This window comes from Paenibacillus sp. KS-LC4, from assembly GCF_036894955.1.
Lineage (GTDB): Bacteria > Bacillota > Bacilli > Paenibacillales > Paenibacillaceae > Pristimantibacillus.
This window is the reverse complement of record NZ_CP145905.1, coordinates 4,605,477-4,622,440: the sequence shown is the minus strand read 5'-3', so window position 1 is coordinate 4,622,440 and position 16,964 is coordinate 4,605,477. Positions and strand designations below refer to the sequence as shown.

Sequence of the window (16,964 nt, the reverse complement as noted above, 5' to 3'; positions counted from 1 at the left end):
ATCTCTCCCTAAGTTAAGTAGTTTAAGCTTCTCGTTTGCTTTTTTTCTCTACGCCAAGCAAATAAGGTGCGGTCTTCTTGTGCAACTGACGGTACAGCATGGTGGCGGCGGCTTCATCTGGCAGCGCTTCAACCCATTGCTGCACTGCCTCCGCTTCCTCAGCGCCGCCTGGATGACCGGGATAGACGACGCATGTAATGACGCCGCCCGGACGAAGCAGGACAAGTGCAGCCTCCAGCGCAGCAATTGTAGTCGATGGCTGCGTAATAAGCGACTCGTCGCTTCCAGGCAAAAAGCCGAGATTAAACATAACACCAGCTATATGGCCATGCAGCGCGGCCGGAACGCAATCCGCCATCTGCTCATGGCTTCGGAGGAAAAGCAGCGTATCCGCGAGCTTCTCCTTGCCGCTGGCACGTATTGCGTCCAGCCGATCACGCGTTCGGTCAAGCGCCGCCTGCTGGATGTCAAAGGCGTATACGCTGCCCCGTTCACCGACGAGACGGGCGAGGGCAAGCGTGTCAACACCTCCGCCCGAGGTGGCATCTATGAAGGCATCTCCGGGCTGTGCCCGTTCGGCCATCCAGCGATGCGCCATGCTGAGAACTGATAAAAATCCCATGCTAGCTGTTCACCCACAGCTTTCCTTGCCAAGTGCCGCGCTGACGGAGCTCATCGTCTATCGCATTGAGCACTTCCCATTTCTTGAGGCTCCACATCGGGCCGATGAGCAGGTCGCGCGGGGCATCGCCGGTCAGACGGTGGACGATCATCTCTGGCGGCAAAAATTCCAGCGTATCGCCAATTAGCTTGACGTATTCGTCCTTCTCCAGAAAGCGCAGCAGTCCAGCCTCATATTGGCGGACCATTGGCGTCTTACGCATCAGATGCAGCAGATGGATTTTGATGCCCTGCACATCCATGGCTGCAACGGCGCGCCCAGTATCGAGCATCATTTCATGCGTTTCCTGCGGCAGCCCGTAAATAATATGAGCGCAGACGCGGATGCCGCGTGCACGCAGTCGCTTCACAGCATCAACATAGCAGGCGGTATCATGCGCCCGGTTAATTAGCTCCGAGGTCGATTCATGCACCGTTTGAAGTCCCATTTCAACCCAGAGGTAGGTGCGCTCATTAAGCTCTGCCAAATAATCTACGACATCATCGGGCAAGCAGTCGGGGCGAGTGGCAATGGACAGACCGACAACGCCGGGCTGCTGCAAAATCACTTCGTAATATTCGCGAAGCTCCTCTACAGGCGCGTAAGTGTTCGTGTAGGCTTGAAAGTAGCCGATATACTGGGCATCCGGCCATTTTTGATGCTGGCGGTCACGGATATTGTTGAACTGGGTAACGAGATCATCTCGCCGGCTTCCGGCGAAGTCGCCTGATCCGCGCGCGCTGCAGAAGGTGCAGCCGCCCTTGGCAATGGAGCCGTCGCGGTTAGGGCAAGTAAAGCCTGCATCGAGCATGACCTTGAATACTTTGCCGCCGAATTGCTCGCGCATCTCATAGTTCCATGTATGAAATCTTTTATCGCCCCATAGCAGGGGGGCATTGGTCGGATCTAATGCTGTTGCTTTTAATGAATTCATTCCGTTCTCCTTCTCTTATAAAAAGGGTGGTGAAAAAATCGAAAGCGACGACAGAGCTCTTCATCGCCACGGAAGGCCGACGAAGTCGTTTTTGCTTGCGCAGCTCAGATTTTTACTCACCGCCCTTTATTCACTCCCTCTATTTTAACGAAAAAGCAGTCGGAAAGCCACGCCCGATTATCGGGCGATTGTAAACGTTTCCACGATGCGGAAAACTGGAAATTATTTTTAGGAAAAAGAAAATTAGGCTTGCTATACCTTACATGATCTGTTATATTAAAACTGTGAAATGGCAACAAAAAAACCTAACATAGCTGATTCGTAGCGATTGTCATACAATGTCGTTTGTCTGGAAATAATGAGTGATATTAAACGATGAGGTGATGTCTAATGAACGAGCAAACTAAAATTCCGCATGGCGATGAGAAAGTAACGGTAGAATTAACAGTTAAAGAGCTGATGGCGCTGAGCGGTATCAGATTCCACAATAATCATCATGTTGAAGTATCCGCGCGCAAGAAGCTGAATGAGGCGCTGGAAGAAACGTATGAAATTGATAAATCCAGCGCTCCGATTGATTATCGCATGCTGATCTGAGCTGCTCTAGTTAGTTAGTAGAAGAACCGCGGGGGCGACCACCCTGCGGTTCTTTTTTGGCTATCAGCTTTACAAGAAGGACGATCTTAGGCACAATAAGGACTAGCTTATATGCGGGAGTTGCCTGCAATTCAGGTAAGCCCGCCAGTAAATGGAGGATTCAATTACAATGCGATTAAGAGGAAGAAAAGGAATTCGTGAAAGCCTGGAGGCACAGCCGGAGCTTGTTGTTTTGGATGCCGCCCCGCTTAAAGGGAAATGGCGCGATTTTTTCGGCAATGATAACCCGATTTATGTGGAGCTTGGCATGGGCAAGGGCCGTTTTATCAGCCACATGAGTGCGCGCAATCCGCATATTAATTTTATTGGCGTAGATATGTATGACGAGCTGATTCGCCGCGCAGGCGAGAAGGCGCATGCGATCTGGGCTGAGCAAGGCGTTAGCCATCCGCCTAATTTGGCGCTGCTGCGTGCGAATATCGAGCAAATTGAGACGATGTTTGAGCCGGGCGAGCTTGAGCGCATTCATCTGAATTTCAGCGATCCTTGGCCGAAAGCTAAGCATGCTCGCCGCAGGCTGACACATCCGCGTTTTCTGGCGAAATACGCTCAATTGCTGAACGAGCGTGGAGAAATCCATTTTAAGACCGATTCGATGTCGCTGTTTGAGTTCTCGCTGAACAGCTTTACGGAGATGGAGCTTCAGCTTCGAAACATTTCCTTGCATCTGCATCAGGATGGACCGCGTGAAGAGCTCGTATTTACCGAATATGAGATGAAATTTATGGGCAAGGGTCAGCCGATCTATCGTTTGGAGGCTGTAATCGGCTCAGCGGCGCTGGCGAAGTTCCGCGAGAACAAGCTGGCGAATGCCCAGCGTGAAGCGGCACAGAGCGAAGAGGATACAGAAGTAGAAGACTAGCTTTTAGTTGCAGGCATCTCATACATGTCGTTAACAATCCCCGTAGTAAAAAAGGATGGGTAAAAGCCAAATACAGCTAGGTTACATGGCAGTAACCCAGCTGTATTGTACGGCGAATGCCGTAATCGTTCCTATAAATGCGCCGACGATAACGTCGGATGGATAATGCAGCCCCAGATACATCCTCGACCAGCCCACCGAAACGCCTATTATTGCAGCAATCGGAACCGTAATGACCAGCAAGACACCGCTCGTAAGCACGATCGGAATCAGCCAGGCGAATATCGCTGTCGTATGCCCGGAAGGAAATGACGAATCAACAAGCGGTTTGCGGCTTGTAGTCAAGCCCTCAAGCGCTTGATACGGGCGCAGTCGCTTGAACCAGCGTTTCACTACAAACACGGGAAAATGGCTAATGACGACGGTGATGAAGCATTGCCAGCCGATCGCGTTCAATGGTGATGGAGCGATTAAAGCAAATAGCAGAGAACTGGACAGGGTAAACGTCGCGCCACCCATATGTGTAATGACGCTGAGCCATTTTCCAAGCCAGCGGTGCAGTCGCTTGTGACCTCGTCTGCTATTCGCCCAGACAATGAGCTGCTGCTCGCGAACTCTCAGCCATCCTAACAATTGTTTCATTCCAATCCTCCTGTATAAGTGTGGCGGTTTTCCACTCTAAAGATAGTACCATGTTTTGGGCCCCTGTACGCATACAATTTGTAAAAATCCAGATTAATGTTGCGTTCATACTGTGTTGATGCCTAGGTAACATACCTTCCTTACAATAATAGCCGATAGCATTCAAGAGTAAAGGCGAAGGAGGCGTATGAAATGAGACTCGCGCTTTTTACCGATACCTATGAGCCGGAACGCAATGGCGTTGCTCGCTCGCTTGGCCGCTGGAAAGCCTTTTTGCAGCGCAGAGGGGTGGAGTGCCTGGTGCTGGCGCCTGAGCGCTCACTCTTTGATTCCAAGGCGGCTATGCAGGCAAGCTCTGTAGAGCGCTTTGCCAGCCTGCCGTTTTTTCTATACCCGGAGTGTCGCTTGGCGCTGCCGAATCCGCTGCATCTCCGCCATGCCCTGCATGAATTTAACCCTACCCTCATTCATGTAGCTACCCCATTCAATCTTGGCTTATGCGGCATTCATTATGCCCGCAGACATCAAATTCCGCTGATCGCATCGTATCATACCAATTTTGATCAATACTTGCCGTTTTATAATTTGCAATGGATGGTAAAGATGTTAAGTAGGTATATGGAATGGTTTCATCAAGACTGCAAGAAAATATTTGTGCCTTCCACTTCTACGTTGCAGGACTTGACCAGGAAAGGATGGGATGCAGAGCGGCTTTCCGTGTGGAGCCGGGGTATAGACACAAGCCTGTTTCATCCCCGGGTTAACCGGGAGCAATTGCTGTCGCAGCATCGCATAAGCCATGAATGTTTTGTCGTTTTTTATGCAGGAAGACTCGCACCGGAGAAAGATGTCGAAACAGCAATTGAGGCTTTCTCCTCATTCCAAAAGCAAACAAATGCCCAAGTAAAGCTAGTGCTGGCAGGTGACGGACCTTCGTCAGAGGCGCTGCAGCAGCAATGCGCAAGAAGCGGGGTAGCTGCAACCTTCCTTGGCTTTCAAACGTCAGAGGAGCTGCAAAGGTGGTACGCCGCTGCTGATCTTTTTCTATTTCCGTCGGCGACGGAAACGTTCGGCAATGTGGTGCTTGAGGCAATGGCATGCGGCACGCCTGTCCTTTGTGCGAACAAGGGCGGGGTGCTCGATTCCGTCTCCCATGGACTGAACGGAATGCTGTGCGAGGCGGGAAGTCCGGCAAGCTTTGCAGCCGCGCTTGCGCTTCTGCACGAGGACGAGGAGCGTAGAAGAAATTTAGGCATCAGCGCAAGATTGTTCAGTCTCCGAAAGTCTTGGGATTCGATTTTTGATGGTCTTCTTGCGGAATGCGAGCGGCAGTCCGCGCAGGGGTGTTCACCACTCAGTCACATTATGAGATAAATTTAACGGAAACATTTTCGCGTTTTTTATCGTAAGTAAGGACAGAAGTGCTAAAAATTCAGCAAATGGATGAAAATAAGGGTGACGCGCCGCAAAAGGAGGTAATGCAGTCATTGGTTAACCATGGTAGCGCTTTTCTGGCTGGAAAACGCTCAATTGAGCTTTTGACAAAAGGAAGCAATGTGTGGAGAATCAAGTAAGGTCACGGACGCTTTCAGAAAAGCGCCCTTAAACAAGAGAGATAAAATTACCGCCTGAACGATGAACGTATGCTTGGTCGGCTGCGCCACTCAATTTGGCAAATCAAAAAAAAGGGGTCTCAAGGGGGCAGTACCTAAATGTTCAATTCAATTATGTTTGTTGTGCAAATTTTATTTGCATTGCTTGGCCTGTATCAATTGTTTCTGACGTTTTTCGGATGGCATCGCAGAAAAGAGGATTTGTCGCATAAGCCGCAAAAGTCTTTCGCTTTGCTAATCGCCGCTCATAACGAAGAGCAAGTCGTTGGAGCCTTAATCGAGAATTTGCAAAAAATGAAATACCCGCGCGAGCTGTACGATATTTTCGTCATCTGCGACAACTGCACGGATGGAACCGTTGACGTTGTAAGAGGCTATGACGGCGTATATGCCTGCGTTAGAGAAAATCCGACCCAACGCGGTAAAGGCTTCGCTGTGGAATGGATGCTTAAAGAACTGTGGCAAATGCCGCGCAGCTATGATGGCGTTGCGATTTTTGATGCTGACAATCTCGTGGCAACGGATTTCCTGCAATATATGAACAATGATCTGTGCAATGGCTTCCAGGTTGTTCAAGGTTATCTGGATACGAAAAACCCGAATGACTCTTGGGTCAGCTCGGCTAATGCTATCAACTACTGGTTCTGTAACCGTCTATGGCAGCTGCCTCGTACGAACCTAGGGCTTGCGAACTTTCTCGGTGGTACGGGCATGGTGTTCGATTCCAAGCTGCTGCAAGAAATGGGCTGGGGAGCTACGAGTCTCGTAGAGGATTTGGAATTTACGGTCCGCTGCATCAAGCGCGGGATATATCCGAAATTCAACTTCGAAGCTAAAGTGTTTGACGAAAAGCCGATTACGTTCCAGGCTTCTGCCCGTCAGCGCCTACGCTGGATGCAAGGCCACTTTGATGTAACGCGCAAGCATATGCTGCCGCTGCTGTGGCAGGGTATCAAGGATCGCAGCTGGACGAAGATCGATGCTGCTTTGTACGTCTTTAATGCTTACAATTATCTCGCGGGCTTCTTTATAGCCGCTATCATTTGGGGCGACATTTTCCTTTCGGGAGGAGAGCGGGTAACCTCCGTTTACAATATGCTGCCGCTATGGGTGTCCATCCCGTATATGCTGTACATTTTCATTCAAATTCCGTTGTCTATGTATTTGGCCAAAGTAAATTGGAAGCTGTACCTGCGCATTCCGACATTTTTGCTTTTCACCCTGTCGTGGTGGCCGATTACGGTTCATGCTTTCTTCACGCAAAACAACAAGAAGTGGAGCCATACACAGCATACCCGCGTCATTCGGCTTGAGGAAGTTCAGAGCAAGCAGCTATAAAACCGGATTTGTATGAGGCTTACAATATGACTTTAAAAGTGTTGACACTGCACTTTCGGGTGTGATATAGTAAGTCGGTAGTGTTTAGGAAACAAATGATGAAATACTATAACGCACAAGCAGAAGCACCCGCTTCTCACCTTTCGGCTCGCGCTGACCGGTTTGCGATAATCGACTAAGCTTATCTTTTGTGTCTCCTTGTGAGATGAAGGGAATAGCAGCAAACAACGGTTATGGGATGCGGGTTCAATTGAGCCTGCATCCCTTTTATTATGCAAGTATACTTTTTTGGAGGTGGCACGTTATTAGCAGAGAACATCAAATCAATGATGAAATCCGGGCCAGAGAAGTACGTTTAGTTGGCGCGGAAGGCGAACAAATCGGTATTAAACCTATTCGTGATGCCTTGCAAATGGCCATAGACTTAAACCTGGATCTGGTGAACGTAGCACCGACGGCTAAACCGCCAGTGTGCCGGATCATGGATTACGGAAAATTCCGCTATGAGCAGCAAAAGAAAGAAAAAGAAGCTCGGAAAAACCAAAAGATCGTTGATCTTAAGGAAGTTTGGTTCCGTGCAAACATTGATGAGCACGACTATCAAACGAAATACCGCAATGTTGTGAAGTTTTTGGGTGAAGGCGATAAAGTTAAAGCTTCTGTCCGGTTCCGCGGTCGTGAAATTGCGCACGCGTCGCTCGGTCAAAAGATTTTGGATCGTCTTGCTCAAGAGGTTGCCGAAATATGCAGCGTAGAACGCGCTCCTAAGCTGGAAGGCCGGAGCATGATTATGATTTTGGCACCAAAAAGCAACACTTAATTTAAGGGAGGATAATTGACATGCCTAAAATGAAAACACACAGCAGTCTGAAAGACCGTTTCAAAATTACGGGTACTGGTAAAGTAAAGCGTTATAAAGCTTACAAAAACCACTTGCTTTCCCACAAATCCGGACGCCAGAAGCGCGTTCTTGCTGGTCAACCACTGATGGCTGCTGGCGACGTTAAACGCCTGCAACAAGGTCTTAACAATCTTAAATAAGCACGTTTTGCAATAAATACTAATTAGAAACTTTCAGGAGGTCAACACTCATGGCAAGAGTTAAAGGCGGATTTGTCCGCACTCGTCGTCGCAAAAGAATTTTGAAACTGGCAAAAGGTTATTTCGGTTCAAAGCATCGCCTGTTTAAAACAGCGAAGGAGCAAGTAGGCAAGTCCTTAATGTATGCTTACCGCGACCGTCGCAACAAAAAACGTGACATCCGCAGACTGTGGATCGTTCGTATCAACGCAGCAGCTCGTATTAACGGACTGTCGTACAGCAAATTCATGTATGGTTTGAAGCTTGCTGGCGTTGAAGTAAACCGTAAAATCCTTGCTGACCTGGCTGTTAACGATCTTGCTTCGTTCAACTCCCTTGCTGGCGTGGCTAAACAAAAAATCAACGCTTAGTAGCTAAAGCGTTATAGATGAGGCTGTCCCTTAGGGGGCAGCCTCATTATGATTTATAAGGCTGTTTCGTTCCTTGCTTCAATTGGTGAAGTGTACATTTAAGCGTCCAATTCCGGCGGCAGAGGACAAACAAACAGGCGGCTGCTTCTTTCCTGAATAAACTGAAGAACAACGGGAAAGGAGGGATTTTGCATGGGTAACATTACCAAAGAGCAGGCGCGTAAGCTCGCGGGCAAATCCATCTATGCAGTACGCAAGGACGGCTCTGTCGTTACAGGCAAGCTCATTCGCATTCAAGGCAATAAGCTGACGCTTGCGCCAATTGGCAAAGACAAGGGCAAATCGGTTAAAACGAAAGCGCTGCTGCCCCTAGTTCTTTTTGACTTGCTGGCTATCGGTACACTTCCATTTTTCGGCGCTGGCTTCGGAGGCGGCTATGGTGGCGGCTGCTGCGGAGGCGGCTATGGCGGCGGTTACGGTGGCGGAGGCTACGGCGGCCAATGCTGTCCGAACCAAGGCTACAACTATGGCGGCTACTACTAAGTATTTAGTTGAATAGGGCTGCTGTTGTCGGCATTAAGCAAGCCCTTTAATCATTTCGTAGCAGCGAAGCTCGGGATAATACCGAATGGTCTGATACCCGAGCTTCGTATAAAAATAGCGGGCCTTGTCGTTGATTTGATCAACGAACAGGCGACCCATCGTGCAGGAAGCTGCCAAGCCATGAGCTTCGGCTGCTGCCATCAGTTTTGTTCCGCAATGGCGGTTGCGGTGCTGGGGATGTACAGCGAGCATGGAAAACATCAGAATATCTCCCATCGTTTCAAAATGGATAAAGCCATAGGGCACAGCTGTTTTGCCCGCTGCCGCCACATAGGTTACGCCGCGGCGCAGCCTTAGAGGCAGCTCGCGTATGACGGTGGCGTCATGTTGATGAGTCGTCCAGGATAGTGGCATAAGCTCTGTCTTGATGAGCCGGATGATTTCTTCGTCATCTGTACGGGCATTGCGCTCTCTTATCATTAAGATCATTCCTGACTGCATGAGTTTGCCGAATGCTGGCTATGCTAATATATGAAGCGGGACTATGGCGTGCGCCCTATTTTTGCTAAAAGGCTGTTACGGCTTCTTCTTTAAATATAAGCATTTATAAGCTTTCCCCATATAAATAGGCTTATATTTCTAAGGTAAAGCTCTTCGGTCGTCCTAGATGGACGACGAAGTCGTTTTTGCTTGACTAACGAATGATGTCAGCATATAATAAAGAAAGTCTTATTCAAACATATGTCATCAGCAATGATGAGGACGAAGTGTTAAGGGCTCTTTTGCTCAGAGAGCGGATGGATCAGCTGCAACCATCGCCAAAACCCCTTTTCTACGAGCTCACCTCGGAGCTGTTTTCCTGAAAAGCACATGATGTGGTTATTAGGGAAAATCGCGGGGCACGCGTTACAGTGCTAAAGGTATGGACGGTCAGTGCGCACACGTTCTTACCTGTGGAGGTTATACATCGCAAGATGTGTAACGAATTTGGGTGGTACCACGGAAGTTAAACCTTTCGTCCCTCGATGCTTCTTATTTAGAAGCAGGAGGAGCGAAAGGTTTTTTTGTTGTTTTCGAGAGGAGGATGACCGATGGTCACGCAAAATGCAACACTGAAGTCAAAAGAAGAATTAATGGAGAAGCTGAGGCAGCCAGAAGTAATTACGGGCTCTGAAATTTTACTTCGCAGCTTGGTGCTGGAAGGCGTCGATTGCGTATTCGGGTATCCGGGTGGCGCAGTGTTGTACATTTACGATGCGATGCACGGTTTCTCTGATTTCAACCATGTGCTTACCCGTCATGAGCAAGGTGCAATCCATGCAGCCGATGGTTATGCCCGCGCAAGCGGCAAGGTAGGGGTTTGTATTGCTACCTCGGGCCCTGGCGCCACTAATCTGGTAACAGGTATTGCTACCGCTTATATGGATTCGGTGCCATTGGTTGTCATTACTGGCAATGTCATATCGAGCCTGATTGGAACGGATGCGTTCCAAGAAGCTGATATTACAGGCATTACGATGCCGATTACGAAGCACAGCTATCTGGTACGGGATGTAGAAGATCTGCCCCGTATTATTCATGAAGCTTTCCATATTGCTAATACAGGACGCAAAGGACCTGTTCTTATTGATATACCGAAAGACGTTTCCGCTAACAAGACGCTGTTCAAGCCGGTAACGGAAGTTAGCATACGCGGTTACAACCCAACTGTATCGCCGAACAAGCTGCAGGTGGACAAAATGATTAAAGCGATCGCAGAAGCGGAGCGTCCGCTTATCCTTGCAGGCGGCGGCGTTATTTATTCCGGCGCGCATGAAGAGCTGCATGAATTCGTAAAGAAAACCGATATTCCGATTACGACAACGCTGCTCGGTCTTGGGGCATTCCCAAGCGGAGATGACCTGTTCCTCGGCATGCCGGGCATGCATGGCACGTATACAGCGAACAAATCCATTCAGAAGGCCGATTTGCTGATTAATATCGGCGCTCGCTTTGATGACCGAGTAACGGGCAAGCTGTCTGGGTTTGCGCCGCATGCGAAGATCATTCATATTGATATTGATCCTGCTGAAATCGGCAAAAACGTTCCGACTGACATTCCGATTGTAGGCGACGTGAAGACGGTGCTGCAAATTGCCAATTTGCAAGCTAAGCGTGCAGAGAAAGCGGACGCATGGCGCGCAGAGCTGCTGGCTTCTAAAGCGCAATATCCGTTCAGCTACAAGGATTCGGAAGATGAGCTGAAGCCGCAATGGGTCGTGGAAATGCTGCATGAGACGACGAACGGCGATGCGATTGTAACGACGGACGTTGGTCAGCATCAAATGTGGGCAGCGCAGTTCTATAAGTTCAACAAGCCGCGCTCTTGGGTAACCTCTGGCGGACTTGGAACGATGGGCTTTGGCTTCCCTTCGGCCATCGGCGCTCAGATGGCAAACCCTGATCGTCTTGTTATTTCAATCAATGGCGATGGCGGCATGCAGATGTGTGCACAGGAGCTGGCGATTTGTGCAATCAACAACATTCCGGTTAAGGTTGTTATTTTGAACAATCAGGTGCTGGGAATGGTGCGTCAGTGGCAGGAGCTGATTTACGATAATCGCTACAGCCACATTGACCTTTCGGGCAGCCCGGACTTTGTGAAGCTGTCGGAGGCTTATGGTGTGAAAGGCTTCCGCGCGACAAACAAGGAGGAAGCAAAAGCAGTATGGGAAGAGGCACTGCGTCATCCTGGTCCTGCAGTTGTGGAGTTTGTCGTTCGCAAGGAAGAAAATGTATACCCGATGGTCGCACAAGGTAGCACGATCGACGAAATGATCATGGGGGATGCGGAATGATTAAACATACAATTGCAGTAATCGTTAACGACCAACCTGGCGTTTTGCAGCGTGTGTCCGGTTTGTTCGGCCGCCGCGGCTTCAATATTGAGAGCATCACAGTGGGAACGAGCGAAGAGGTAGGCCTGTCCCGCATGGTCATCGTCACGACAGGCGATGAGCAGACGCTTGAGCAAATTACGAAGCAGCTTTATAAGCTTATTGATGTTATCAAAGTCATTCATCTTAGCTCTAACCCGATTGTTGCCCGTGAGCTGGCGCTTATTAAGGTAAGCGCTGAGCCAGCGGCGCGTCCGGAAATTTTCGGCGTAGTCGAAACCTTCCGCGCAGCAGTCGTGGATATTGGCACTCATTCCGTTATGGTACAGGTTGTTGGCGATACCGAAAAAATTGATGCAATGGTTGAATTGCTGAAGCCTTATGGTATTCGTGAGCTATCCCGTACCGGGGTAACGGCGCTGAACCGCGGCAACAGCCGCTAACGCTTGAACGCAAGCTTTACAGAAAATAAGGATTTATCCCGCTTTGAGCGGGAGTTTAAGCGGAGAACCGCGGATTAACGCGTCATTCTCTACTTAAACACCCGTTCAAAAGGGTCAAAATAAAGGAGGCAATTATTCACATGGCAGTTACATTGTATTATGAAAAAGACGCTGATCAAAGCGTACTTCAAGGTAAAACGATCGCAGTAATCGGTTACGGCAGCCAAGGTCACGCTCAAGCGCAAAACCTTCGCGACAGCGGACTGAAAGTTATTATCGGTCTTCGCCCAGGTAAATCCGCAGATGCTGCGAAAAAAGACGGTTTTGAAGTTTTGACTGTTGCTGAAGCAACTAAAGTAGCAGATGTTGTTCAAATCCTGCTGCCTGACGAAACTCAAGCACAAGTTTACAATGAGGAAATCGCACCGAACCTGAAAAAAGGCGCGGCTTTGATGTTCTCCCACGGCTTCAACATTCACTTCGGCCAAATCAAGCCGAGCAAAGATACAGACGTATTCCTGGTTGCTCCTAAATCGCCAGGCCACATGGTTCGCCGCACATATGAAGAAGGCTTTGGCGTACCAGGCTTGATCGCAATCGAGCAAGATGCTTCCGGCAATGCGAAAGCAATCGGTCTTGCTTATGCAAAAGGTATCGGCTGTACACGTGCAGGCGTTATCGAAACAACTTTCAAAGAAGAAACAGAAACGGATCTTTTCGGTGAGCAAGCAGTTCTTTGCGGCGGCGCTTCCGCGCTTGTACAAGCTGGTTTTGAAACGCTTGTTGAAGCTGGCTACGCTCCAGAAATGGCTTACTTCGAGTGCTTGCACGAGCTGAAGCTGATCGTTGACATGATGTACGAGGGCGGTATCTCCTCGATGCGCGATTCCATCTCCAACACAGCTGAATACGGCGACTATGTAACAGGTCCTCGCATTGTAACAGCTGAAACGAAAAAAGAAATGAAGCGCGTATTGGAAGATATCCAATCCGGCCGTTTCGCTCGCGATTTCATCCTGGAAAACAAATCAGGACAAGCAATGATGAACGCTACTCGCCGCAACGAGGCAGCTCATCCAATCGAGCAAACAGGCAAACAGCTTCGTGAGCTTATGCACTGGATCAAGAAGTAATATTTTAATTAGGGCGTATCTTCAAAATGGTGTTGAGCCTTGCGAAGATGCGCCTCTATAGCATGAAGCGATGAAGAAATAATCCCGGTTCACCGGCGGAGAAGCTGCGCGCAGGCGCGGTCTTCGGACTGTCCGTGCATACCGGGATCATTCTGTTCCCGGAGGTGCAAGGAAAATGCGTAAAATTTATATTTTTGACACTACATTGCGCGATGGGGAGCAGTCTCCAGGCGTGAACCTGAACACAAAGGAAAAGGTGGAAATCGCGCTCCAACTGGAAAAGCTGGGAGTTGACCGGATTGAAGCTGGTTTTCCTGCGGCATCTCCCGGTGATTTGGCAGCGGTTAATGCGGTAGCGACAGCTATCAAAAATGCAACGATTATCGGCCTGTCGCGCTCGCGCGAGCAGGATATTGACGCGGTGCGTGAAGCGCTTAAAGGCGCGCAGGACCCGTGCATCCATCTATTCCTGGCGACAAGCCCGATTCACCGCAAGCACAAGCTGCGGATGGAGAAGGAGCAAGTGCTGGAAACAGCAGAGCGCGCTATTCGTTATGCGAAGAAATATTTTGATAAAGTCGAATTCTCGCCTGAAGATGCTGGGCGCACAGAGCTTGATTTCCTTTGCGAAGTAACGGATATGGCGATTCGCGCGGGAGCGACAGTCGTTAATATTCCGGATACCGTCGGTTATTTGAATCCGCAGGAATTCGGCAACATCTTCAAAACGCTGAAGCAAAACGTTCCAAACATTGAAACGATCCAGCTCAGCGCACATTGCCATGATGATTTGGGCATGGCAACAGCCAATGCGCTGTCAGCTATACTTAATGGCGCCGATCAAGTAGAGGGTACAATTAACGGCATCGGCGAGCGCGCCGGCAATACCGCGATTGAGGAAATTGCCCTTGCGCTTGCAACGCGTGCCGATTATTTTGGCGCGACGACGACGCTGAACCTGAAGGAAATTGCCAAGACGAGCCGTCTGGTCAGCAAGCTGACAGGCATGGTTGTACCTGGCAATAAAGCGATTGTTGGCGCCAATGCCTTCGCACATGAGTCCGGCATTCATCAGGACGGCATGCTGAAGGAAAAAACAACATACGAAATCATTTCGCCGGATACAATCGGTCTAAGAGAGTCTTCGCTCGTATTGGGCAAGCACTCCGGCCGTCACGCCTTCCGCGAGAAGCTGATCGATTTGGGCTATGAGCTGGATGAAGAAGCGATTAACGTAGCCTTTGCCAAGTTCAAAAACTTGGCTGACCGCAAAAAGAATGTCACCGACGAAGATATTCGTGCCTTTTTGGAAGAAAAGCTCATTGATACGCCGGAAGTATTCACGCTTGAGACGATTCAAGTGAGCTATGGCAACCAAACGACGCCTAGCGCTGCGGTTGTTATCCGCCAAGCGGATGGAAGCGTCAGCGAAGGAACAGCGGAAGGCAATGGCTCGGTCGATGCGATTTACAATGCGATTGATAAAGTGACTGCTGAGGCTGTGGAGCTTGAGGATTATTCGATTAAATCGGTATCTCAGGGCAAGGATGCGCTTGGCGAGGTACATGTTGTACTGAACCAAAATGAAGTATCTGCGCAAGGCCGTGGCCTTAGCACGGATATTTTGGAGGCGAGTGCGCGTGCTTACATCGATGCGCTCAATCGACTCATTGAGAAGCGCAAATCGCCAGGCCGTCGCGATAAAATGAGCTTGATTTAAGTTAGCTTAGGGGGAGCGAAAGCTCCTCCTTTATTTAAATACAAGATAGCACATGCTTTAAGCCATATGCGTCTCCAATAGCCTTTATAAGCATTGCCTATAAAGACCATAGATTTTATATCTTTGTTTTCAGCTCTGAAATATGGTACAAATGATAACAGAATGAGAATAGCTCATCCGAGCTCAAAAATAAGGAGTGTTACACAACAATGTCAGAAGTTAAAAAAATTGCAGTAGTTGCCGGCGACGGTATTGGTCCAGAGGTTGTAGGCGAAGCGCTTAAAGTATTGAAAAAAGTAGAAGAGCTTTATGGCTATCAGTTCGAAACGGAGCATGGTCTGTTCGGCGGTATTGCGATTGATGAAAAAGGAACTCCATTGCCGCAGGAAACGCTTGATCTTTGTAAAAATGCTGACGCTGTATTGCTTGGCGCTGTTGGCGGCCCGAAATGGGACAACAACTCGAAGGAGCTTCGTCCTGAGACTGGCCTTCTCGGCATTCGCAAGGCGCTGGGCCTATTCTCCAACATTCGTCCGGCAACGGTATTTGACTGCTTGAAGGAGGCTTCCACGCTTAAGCCGGAAGTGCTGGAAGGCACTGACCTGATCGTTGTGCGCGAGCTGACAGGCGGCATCTACTTCGGCGAGAAATTCCGTCGTGAAGGTGCAGGCGGCGAAGAAGCGGTAGATACTTGCGTATATAATGTACAAGAGATTGAGCGTATCGTTCGCCAAGCGTTTGATATTGCAATGACTCGCAGCAAGCGTCTGGCTTCTGTTGATAAAGCAAACGTACTGGAAACTTCCCGTCTGTGGCGTGAAGTCGTTAACCGGATCGCTCCTGAATACCCAGAGGTTGAGCTGGAGCATGTGCTTGTAGACAACTGTGCAATGCAATTGCTGCGTCGTCCATCGAGCTTTGACGTTATCGTAACGGAAAACATGTTTGGCGATATTTTGAGCGATGAAGCAGCAATGCTGACAGGCTCCATCGGTATGCTTTCCTCCGCTTCGCTGGGCGAAGGCAGCTTCGGTCTTTACGAGCCGGTACATGGTTCCGCACCTGACATTGCTGGACAAGGCATTTCGAACCCAATTGCAACGATTCTTTCGGTTGCCTTGATGTTCCGTCTGACTTTCGGCTACCACGATGCAGCGCAAGCGATTGAGGATGCTGTTAAGGAAGTGCTCGATGCTGGACACCGCACAGGCGATATCGCTGTTGACAAGAGCAAAGCTATCGGCACAACAGCAATGGGCGATCTGATCATTGCAGCGCTGAAAAAAGCTTAATTATAATTATTACAAAAAAATATTGAATACAATATTGACTTCAATACAATCTAGTGATAATATTTATCAATAGATAGCGATATTCACCGATGTTCATGCATCGATATAAGCTCATCATTAAAACTCAAGGAGGATTTCAAATTATGGCAGAGCGTTTGGTAGGTTACCCGGCTCCAGATTTCACAGCAGAAACAGCAATTGGTGATGGTTCCGGCTTCGGTAAAGCATCCCTTGCAGACTACAAAGGCAAATGGTTGGTATTGTTCTTCTATCCACTTGACTTCACTTTTGTTTGCCCAACTGAAATTACAGCTTTGAGCCTTGCTGCTGATGCGTTCAAGAAGCTTAACACTGAAATTCTTGGCGTGAGTGTAGACAGCCAGCACAGCCACAAAGCGTGGATTAATACACCTGTTAACGATAATGGTCTTGGCAAGCTTGAGTTCCCTCTTGCTGCTGATATTACGAAGAAAATCGCTAAAGATTATGGCGTTCTGATTGAAGAAGAAGGCATTGCGCTTCGCGGCCTATTCATCATTGATCCAGAAGGCGAAGTGAAATACCAAGTCGTTAACCATAACGATGTTGGCCGCAGCGTAGACGAAACGCTTCGCGTTTTGCAAGCTTTGCAATCCGGCGGACTTTGCCCTATGAACTGGAAGCCAGGTCAGCAAACGCTGTCTGTTTAATCCAAAATCTTTTTCTCAATAGCATAAGCCTGAGTCGAGGAGCCCGTGCCAAATATTGGCATGGGCTTTTCTGTTTCGCAAAAAGCAGGAATTGTACAGGTATAAAGCGA

The 16,964-nt window shown here is 49.0% G+C and carries 18 protein-coding genes; 14 read left to right on the top strand and 4 right to left on the bottom strand.

Features of this window, described 5'->3' with window-relative positions:
* Positions 1-22 precede the first annotated feature (22 nt).
* Both V5J77_RS19525 and V5J77_RS19520 read right to left on the bottom strand, forming a co-directional pair.
* Positions 23-622 (bottom strand): class I SAM-dependent methyltransferase, encoded by a 600-nt coding sequence (locus tag V5J77_RS19525; protein WP_338552503.1) that lies wholly within the window; start codon positions 620-622, stop codon positions 23-25.
* A 1-nt stretch (position 623) separates the two neighbouring features.
* Positions 624-1,595: a TIGR01212 family radical SAM protein gene (locus V5J77_RS19520; RefSeq protein ID WP_338552501.1), complete on the bottom strand. Its 972-nt coding sequence runs from the start codon at positions 1,593-1,595 to the stop codon at positions 624-626.
* Positions 1,596-1,985: 390 nt separating this feature from the next.
* Between V5J77_RS19520 and V5J77_RS19515 the strand changes: the two genes are divergently transcribed.
* A complete protein-coding gene (locus V5J77_RS19515; RefSeq protein ID WP_338552500.1) occupies positions 1,986-2,192 on the top strand; it encodes a hypothetical protein in 207 nt (68 codons plus the stop codon).
* Positions 2,193-2,361: 169 nt separating this feature from the next.
* On the top strand, positions 2,362-3,114 hold the full coding sequence (gene trmB, locus V5J77_RS19510; RefSeq protein WP_338552499.1) for a tRNA (guanosine(46)-N7)-methyltransferase TrmB: 753 nt from the start codon (positions 2,362-2,364) through the stop codon (positions 3,112-3,114).
* Positions 3,115-3,195: 81 nt separating this feature from the next.
* Here the strand turns inward: trmB and V5J77_RS19505 are convergent, their stop codons facing one another.
* Positions 3,196-3,756, bottom strand: coding sequence for a phosphatase PAP2 family protein (locus V5J77_RS19505; protein ID WP_338552498.1), 561 nt, complete (start codon positions 3,754-3,756; stop codon positions 3,196-3,198).
* Positions 3,757-3,948: 192 nt separating this feature from the next.
* On the opposite strand from V5J77_RS19505, the gene V5J77_RS19500 reads away from it, so the two are divergent.
* From V5J77_RS19500 to V5J77_RS19475, 6 genes are all read left to right on the top strand, one after another.
* The gene (locus V5J77_RS19500) at positions 3,949-5,130 is read left to right on the top strand and encodes a glycosyltransferase family 1 protein (protein ID WP_338552497.1); all 1,182 of its coding nucleotides are present in this window, start codon (positions 3,949-3,951) and stop codon (positions 5,128-5,130) included.
* 338 nt (positions 5,131-5,468) lie between these two features.
* Positions 5,469-6,707 (top strand): glycosyltransferase family 2 protein, encoded by a 1,239-nt coding sequence (locus V5J77_RS19495; RefSeq protein WP_338552496.1) that lies wholly within the window; start codon positions 5,469-5,471, stop codon positions 6,705-6,707.
* A gap of 238 nt (positions 6,708-6,945) precedes the next feature.
* On the top strand, positions 6,946-7,527 hold the full coding sequence (infC, locus tag V5J77_RS19490) for a translation initiation factor IF-3 (protein ID WP_338556930.1): 582 nt from the start codon (positions 6,946-6,948) through the stop codon (positions 7,525-7,527).
* 20 nt (positions 7,528-7,547) lie between these two features.
* Positions 7,548-7,748: a 50S ribosomal protein L35 gene (gene rpmI / locus V5J77_RS19485; RefSeq protein WP_046232963.1), complete on the top strand. Its 201-nt coding sequence runs from the start codon at positions 7,548-7,550 to the stop codon at positions 7,746-7,748.
* 50 nt (positions 7,749-7,798) lie between these two features.
* Positions 7,799-8,158 (top strand): 50S ribosomal protein L20, encoded by a 360-nt coding sequence (gene rplT, locus V5J77_RS19480; protein WP_338552495.1) that lies wholly within the window; start codon positions 7,799-7,801, stop codon positions 8,156-8,158.
* 192 nt (positions 8,159-8,350) lie between these two features.
* Positions 8,351-8,701, top strand: a complete 351-nt coding sequence (locus V5J77_RS19475; protein ID WP_338552494.1) for a hypothetical protein — start codon at positions 8,351-8,353, stop codon at positions 8,699-8,701.
* A gap of 33 nt (positions 8,702-8,734) precedes the next feature.
* Here V5J77_RS19475 and V5J77_RS19470 read toward each other — a convergent pair whose 3' ends face one another.
* Entirely contained in the window at positions 8,735-9,181 is a 447-nt protein-coding gene (locus tag V5J77_RS19470; RefSeq protein WP_338552493.1) for a GNAT family N-acetyltransferase, read from the bottom strand.
* A 611-nt stretch (positions 9,182-9,792) separates the two neighbouring features.
* On the opposite strand from V5J77_RS19470, the gene ilvB reads away from it, so the two are divergent.
* The 6 genes from ilvB (at position 9,793) to V5J77_RS19440 (ending at position 16,854) form a co-directional block, all read left to right on the top strand.
* The gene (ilvB, locus tag V5J77_RS19465; RefSeq protein WP_338552492.1) at positions 9,793-11,538 is read left to right on the top strand and encodes a biosynthetic-type acetolactate synthase large subunit; all 1,746 of its coding nucleotides are present in this window, start codon (positions 9,793-9,795) and stop codon (positions 11,536-11,538) included.
* Positions 11,535-12,020: an acetolactate synthase small subunit gene (gene ilvN, locus V5J77_RS19460; protein WP_338552491.1), complete on the top strand. Its 486-nt coding sequence runs from the start codon at positions 11,535-11,537 to the stop codon at positions 12,018-12,020. Before ilvB ends, ilvN begins: the two co-directional genes overlap by 4 nt.
* Before the next feature lie 140 nt (positions 12,021-12,160).
* Positions 12,161-13,153 carry a ketol-acid reductoisomerase gene (ilvC, locus tag V5J77_RS19455; RefSeq protein WP_099519227.1) on the top strand — a complete coding sequence of 331 codons (993 nt, stop codon included), beginning with the start codon at positions 12,161-12,163 and terminating at the stop codon, positions 13,151-13,153.
* 175 nt (positions 13,154-13,328) lie between these two features.
* The gene (locus V5J77_RS19450) at positions 13,329-14,873 is read left to right on the top strand and encodes a 2-isopropylmalate synthase (RefSeq protein ID WP_338552490.1); all 1,545 of its coding nucleotides are present in this window, start codon (positions 13,329-13,331) and stop codon (positions 14,871-14,873) included.
* A gap of 209 nt (positions 14,874-15,082) precedes the next feature.
* On the top strand, positions 15,083-16,165 hold the full coding sequence (leuB, locus tag V5J77_RS19445; protein ID WP_338552488.1) for a 3-isopropylmalate dehydrogenase: 1,083 nt from the start codon (positions 15,083-15,085) through the stop codon (positions 16,163-16,165).
* A 143-nt stretch (positions 16,166-16,308) separates the two neighbouring features.
* Positions 16,309-16,854 (top strand): peroxiredoxin, encoded by a 546-nt coding sequence (locus V5J77_RS19440; RefSeq protein WP_338552487.1) that lies wholly within the window; start codon positions 16,309-16,311, stop codon positions 16,852-16,854.
* Positions 16,855-16,964 lie beyond the last annotated feature (110 nt).

Coding starts and splice junctions, on each gene's coding strand:
- V5J77_RS19525 (WP_338552503.1), bottom strand. CDS start 622: ATGGGATTTTTATCAGTTCTCAGCATGGCGCATCGCTGGATGGCCGAA.
- V5J77_RS19520 (WP_338552501.1), bottom strand. CDS start 1,595: ATGAATTCATTAAAAGCAACAGCATTAGATCCGACCAATGCCCCCCTG.
- V5J77_RS19515 (WP_338552500.1), top strand. CDS start 1,986: ATGAACGAGCAAACTAAAATTCCGCATGGCGATGAGAAAGTAACGGTA.
- trmB (WP_338552499.1), top strand. CDS start 2,362: ATGCGATTAAGAGGAAGAAAAGGAATTCGTGAAAGCCTGGAGGCACAG.
- V5J77_RS19505 (WP_338552498.1), bottom strand. CDS start 3,756: ATGAAACAATTGTTAGGATGGCTGAGAGTTCGCGAGCAGCAGCTCATT.
- V5J77_RS19500 (WP_338552497.1), top strand. CDS start 3,949: ATGAGACTCGCGCTTTTTACCGATACCTATGAGCCGGAACGCAATGGC.
- V5J77_RS19495 (WP_338552496.1), top strand. CDS start 5,469: ATGTTCAATTCAATTATGTTTGTTGTGCAAATTTTATTTGCATTGCTT.
- infC (WP_338556930.1), top strand. CDS start 6,946: ATGCGGGTTCAATTGAGCCTGCATCCCTTTTATTATGCAAGTATACTT.
- rpmI (WP_046232963.1), top strand. CDS start 7,548: ATGCCTAAAATGAAAACACACAGCAGTCTGAAAGACCGTTTCAAAATT.
- rplT (WP_338552495.1), top strand. CDS start 7,799: ATGGCAAGAGTTAAAGGCGGATTTGTCCGCACTCGTCGTCGCAAAAGA.
- V5J77_RS19475 (WP_338552494.1), top strand. CDS start 8,351: ATGGGTAACATTACCAAAGAGCAGGCGCGTAAGCTCGCGGGCAAATCC.
- V5J77_RS19470 (WP_338552493.1), bottom strand. CDS start 9,181: ATGATAAGAGAGCGCAATGCCCGTACAGATGACGAAGAAATCATCCGG.
- ilvB (WP_338552492.1), top strand. CDS start 9,793: ATGGTCACGCAAAATGCAACACTGAAGTCAAAAGAAGAATTAATGGAG.
- ilvN (WP_338552491.1), top strand. CDS start 11,535: ATGATTAAACATACAATTGCAGTAATCGTTAACGACCAACCTGGCGTT.
- ilvC (WP_099519227.1), top strand. CDS start 12,161: ATGGCAGTTACATTGTATTATGAAAAAGACGCTGATCAAAGCGTACTT.
- V5J77_RS19450 (WP_338552490.1), top strand. CDS start 13,329: ATGCGTAAAATTTATATTTTTGACACTACATTGCGCGATGGGGAGCAG.
- leuB (WP_338552488.1), top strand. CDS start 15,083: ATGTCAGAAGTTAAAAAAATTGCAGTAGTTGCCGGCGACGGTATTGGT.
- V5J77_RS19440 (WP_338552487.1), top strand. CDS start 16,309: ATGGCAGAGCGTTTGGTAGGTTACCCGGCTCCAGATTTCACAGCAGAA.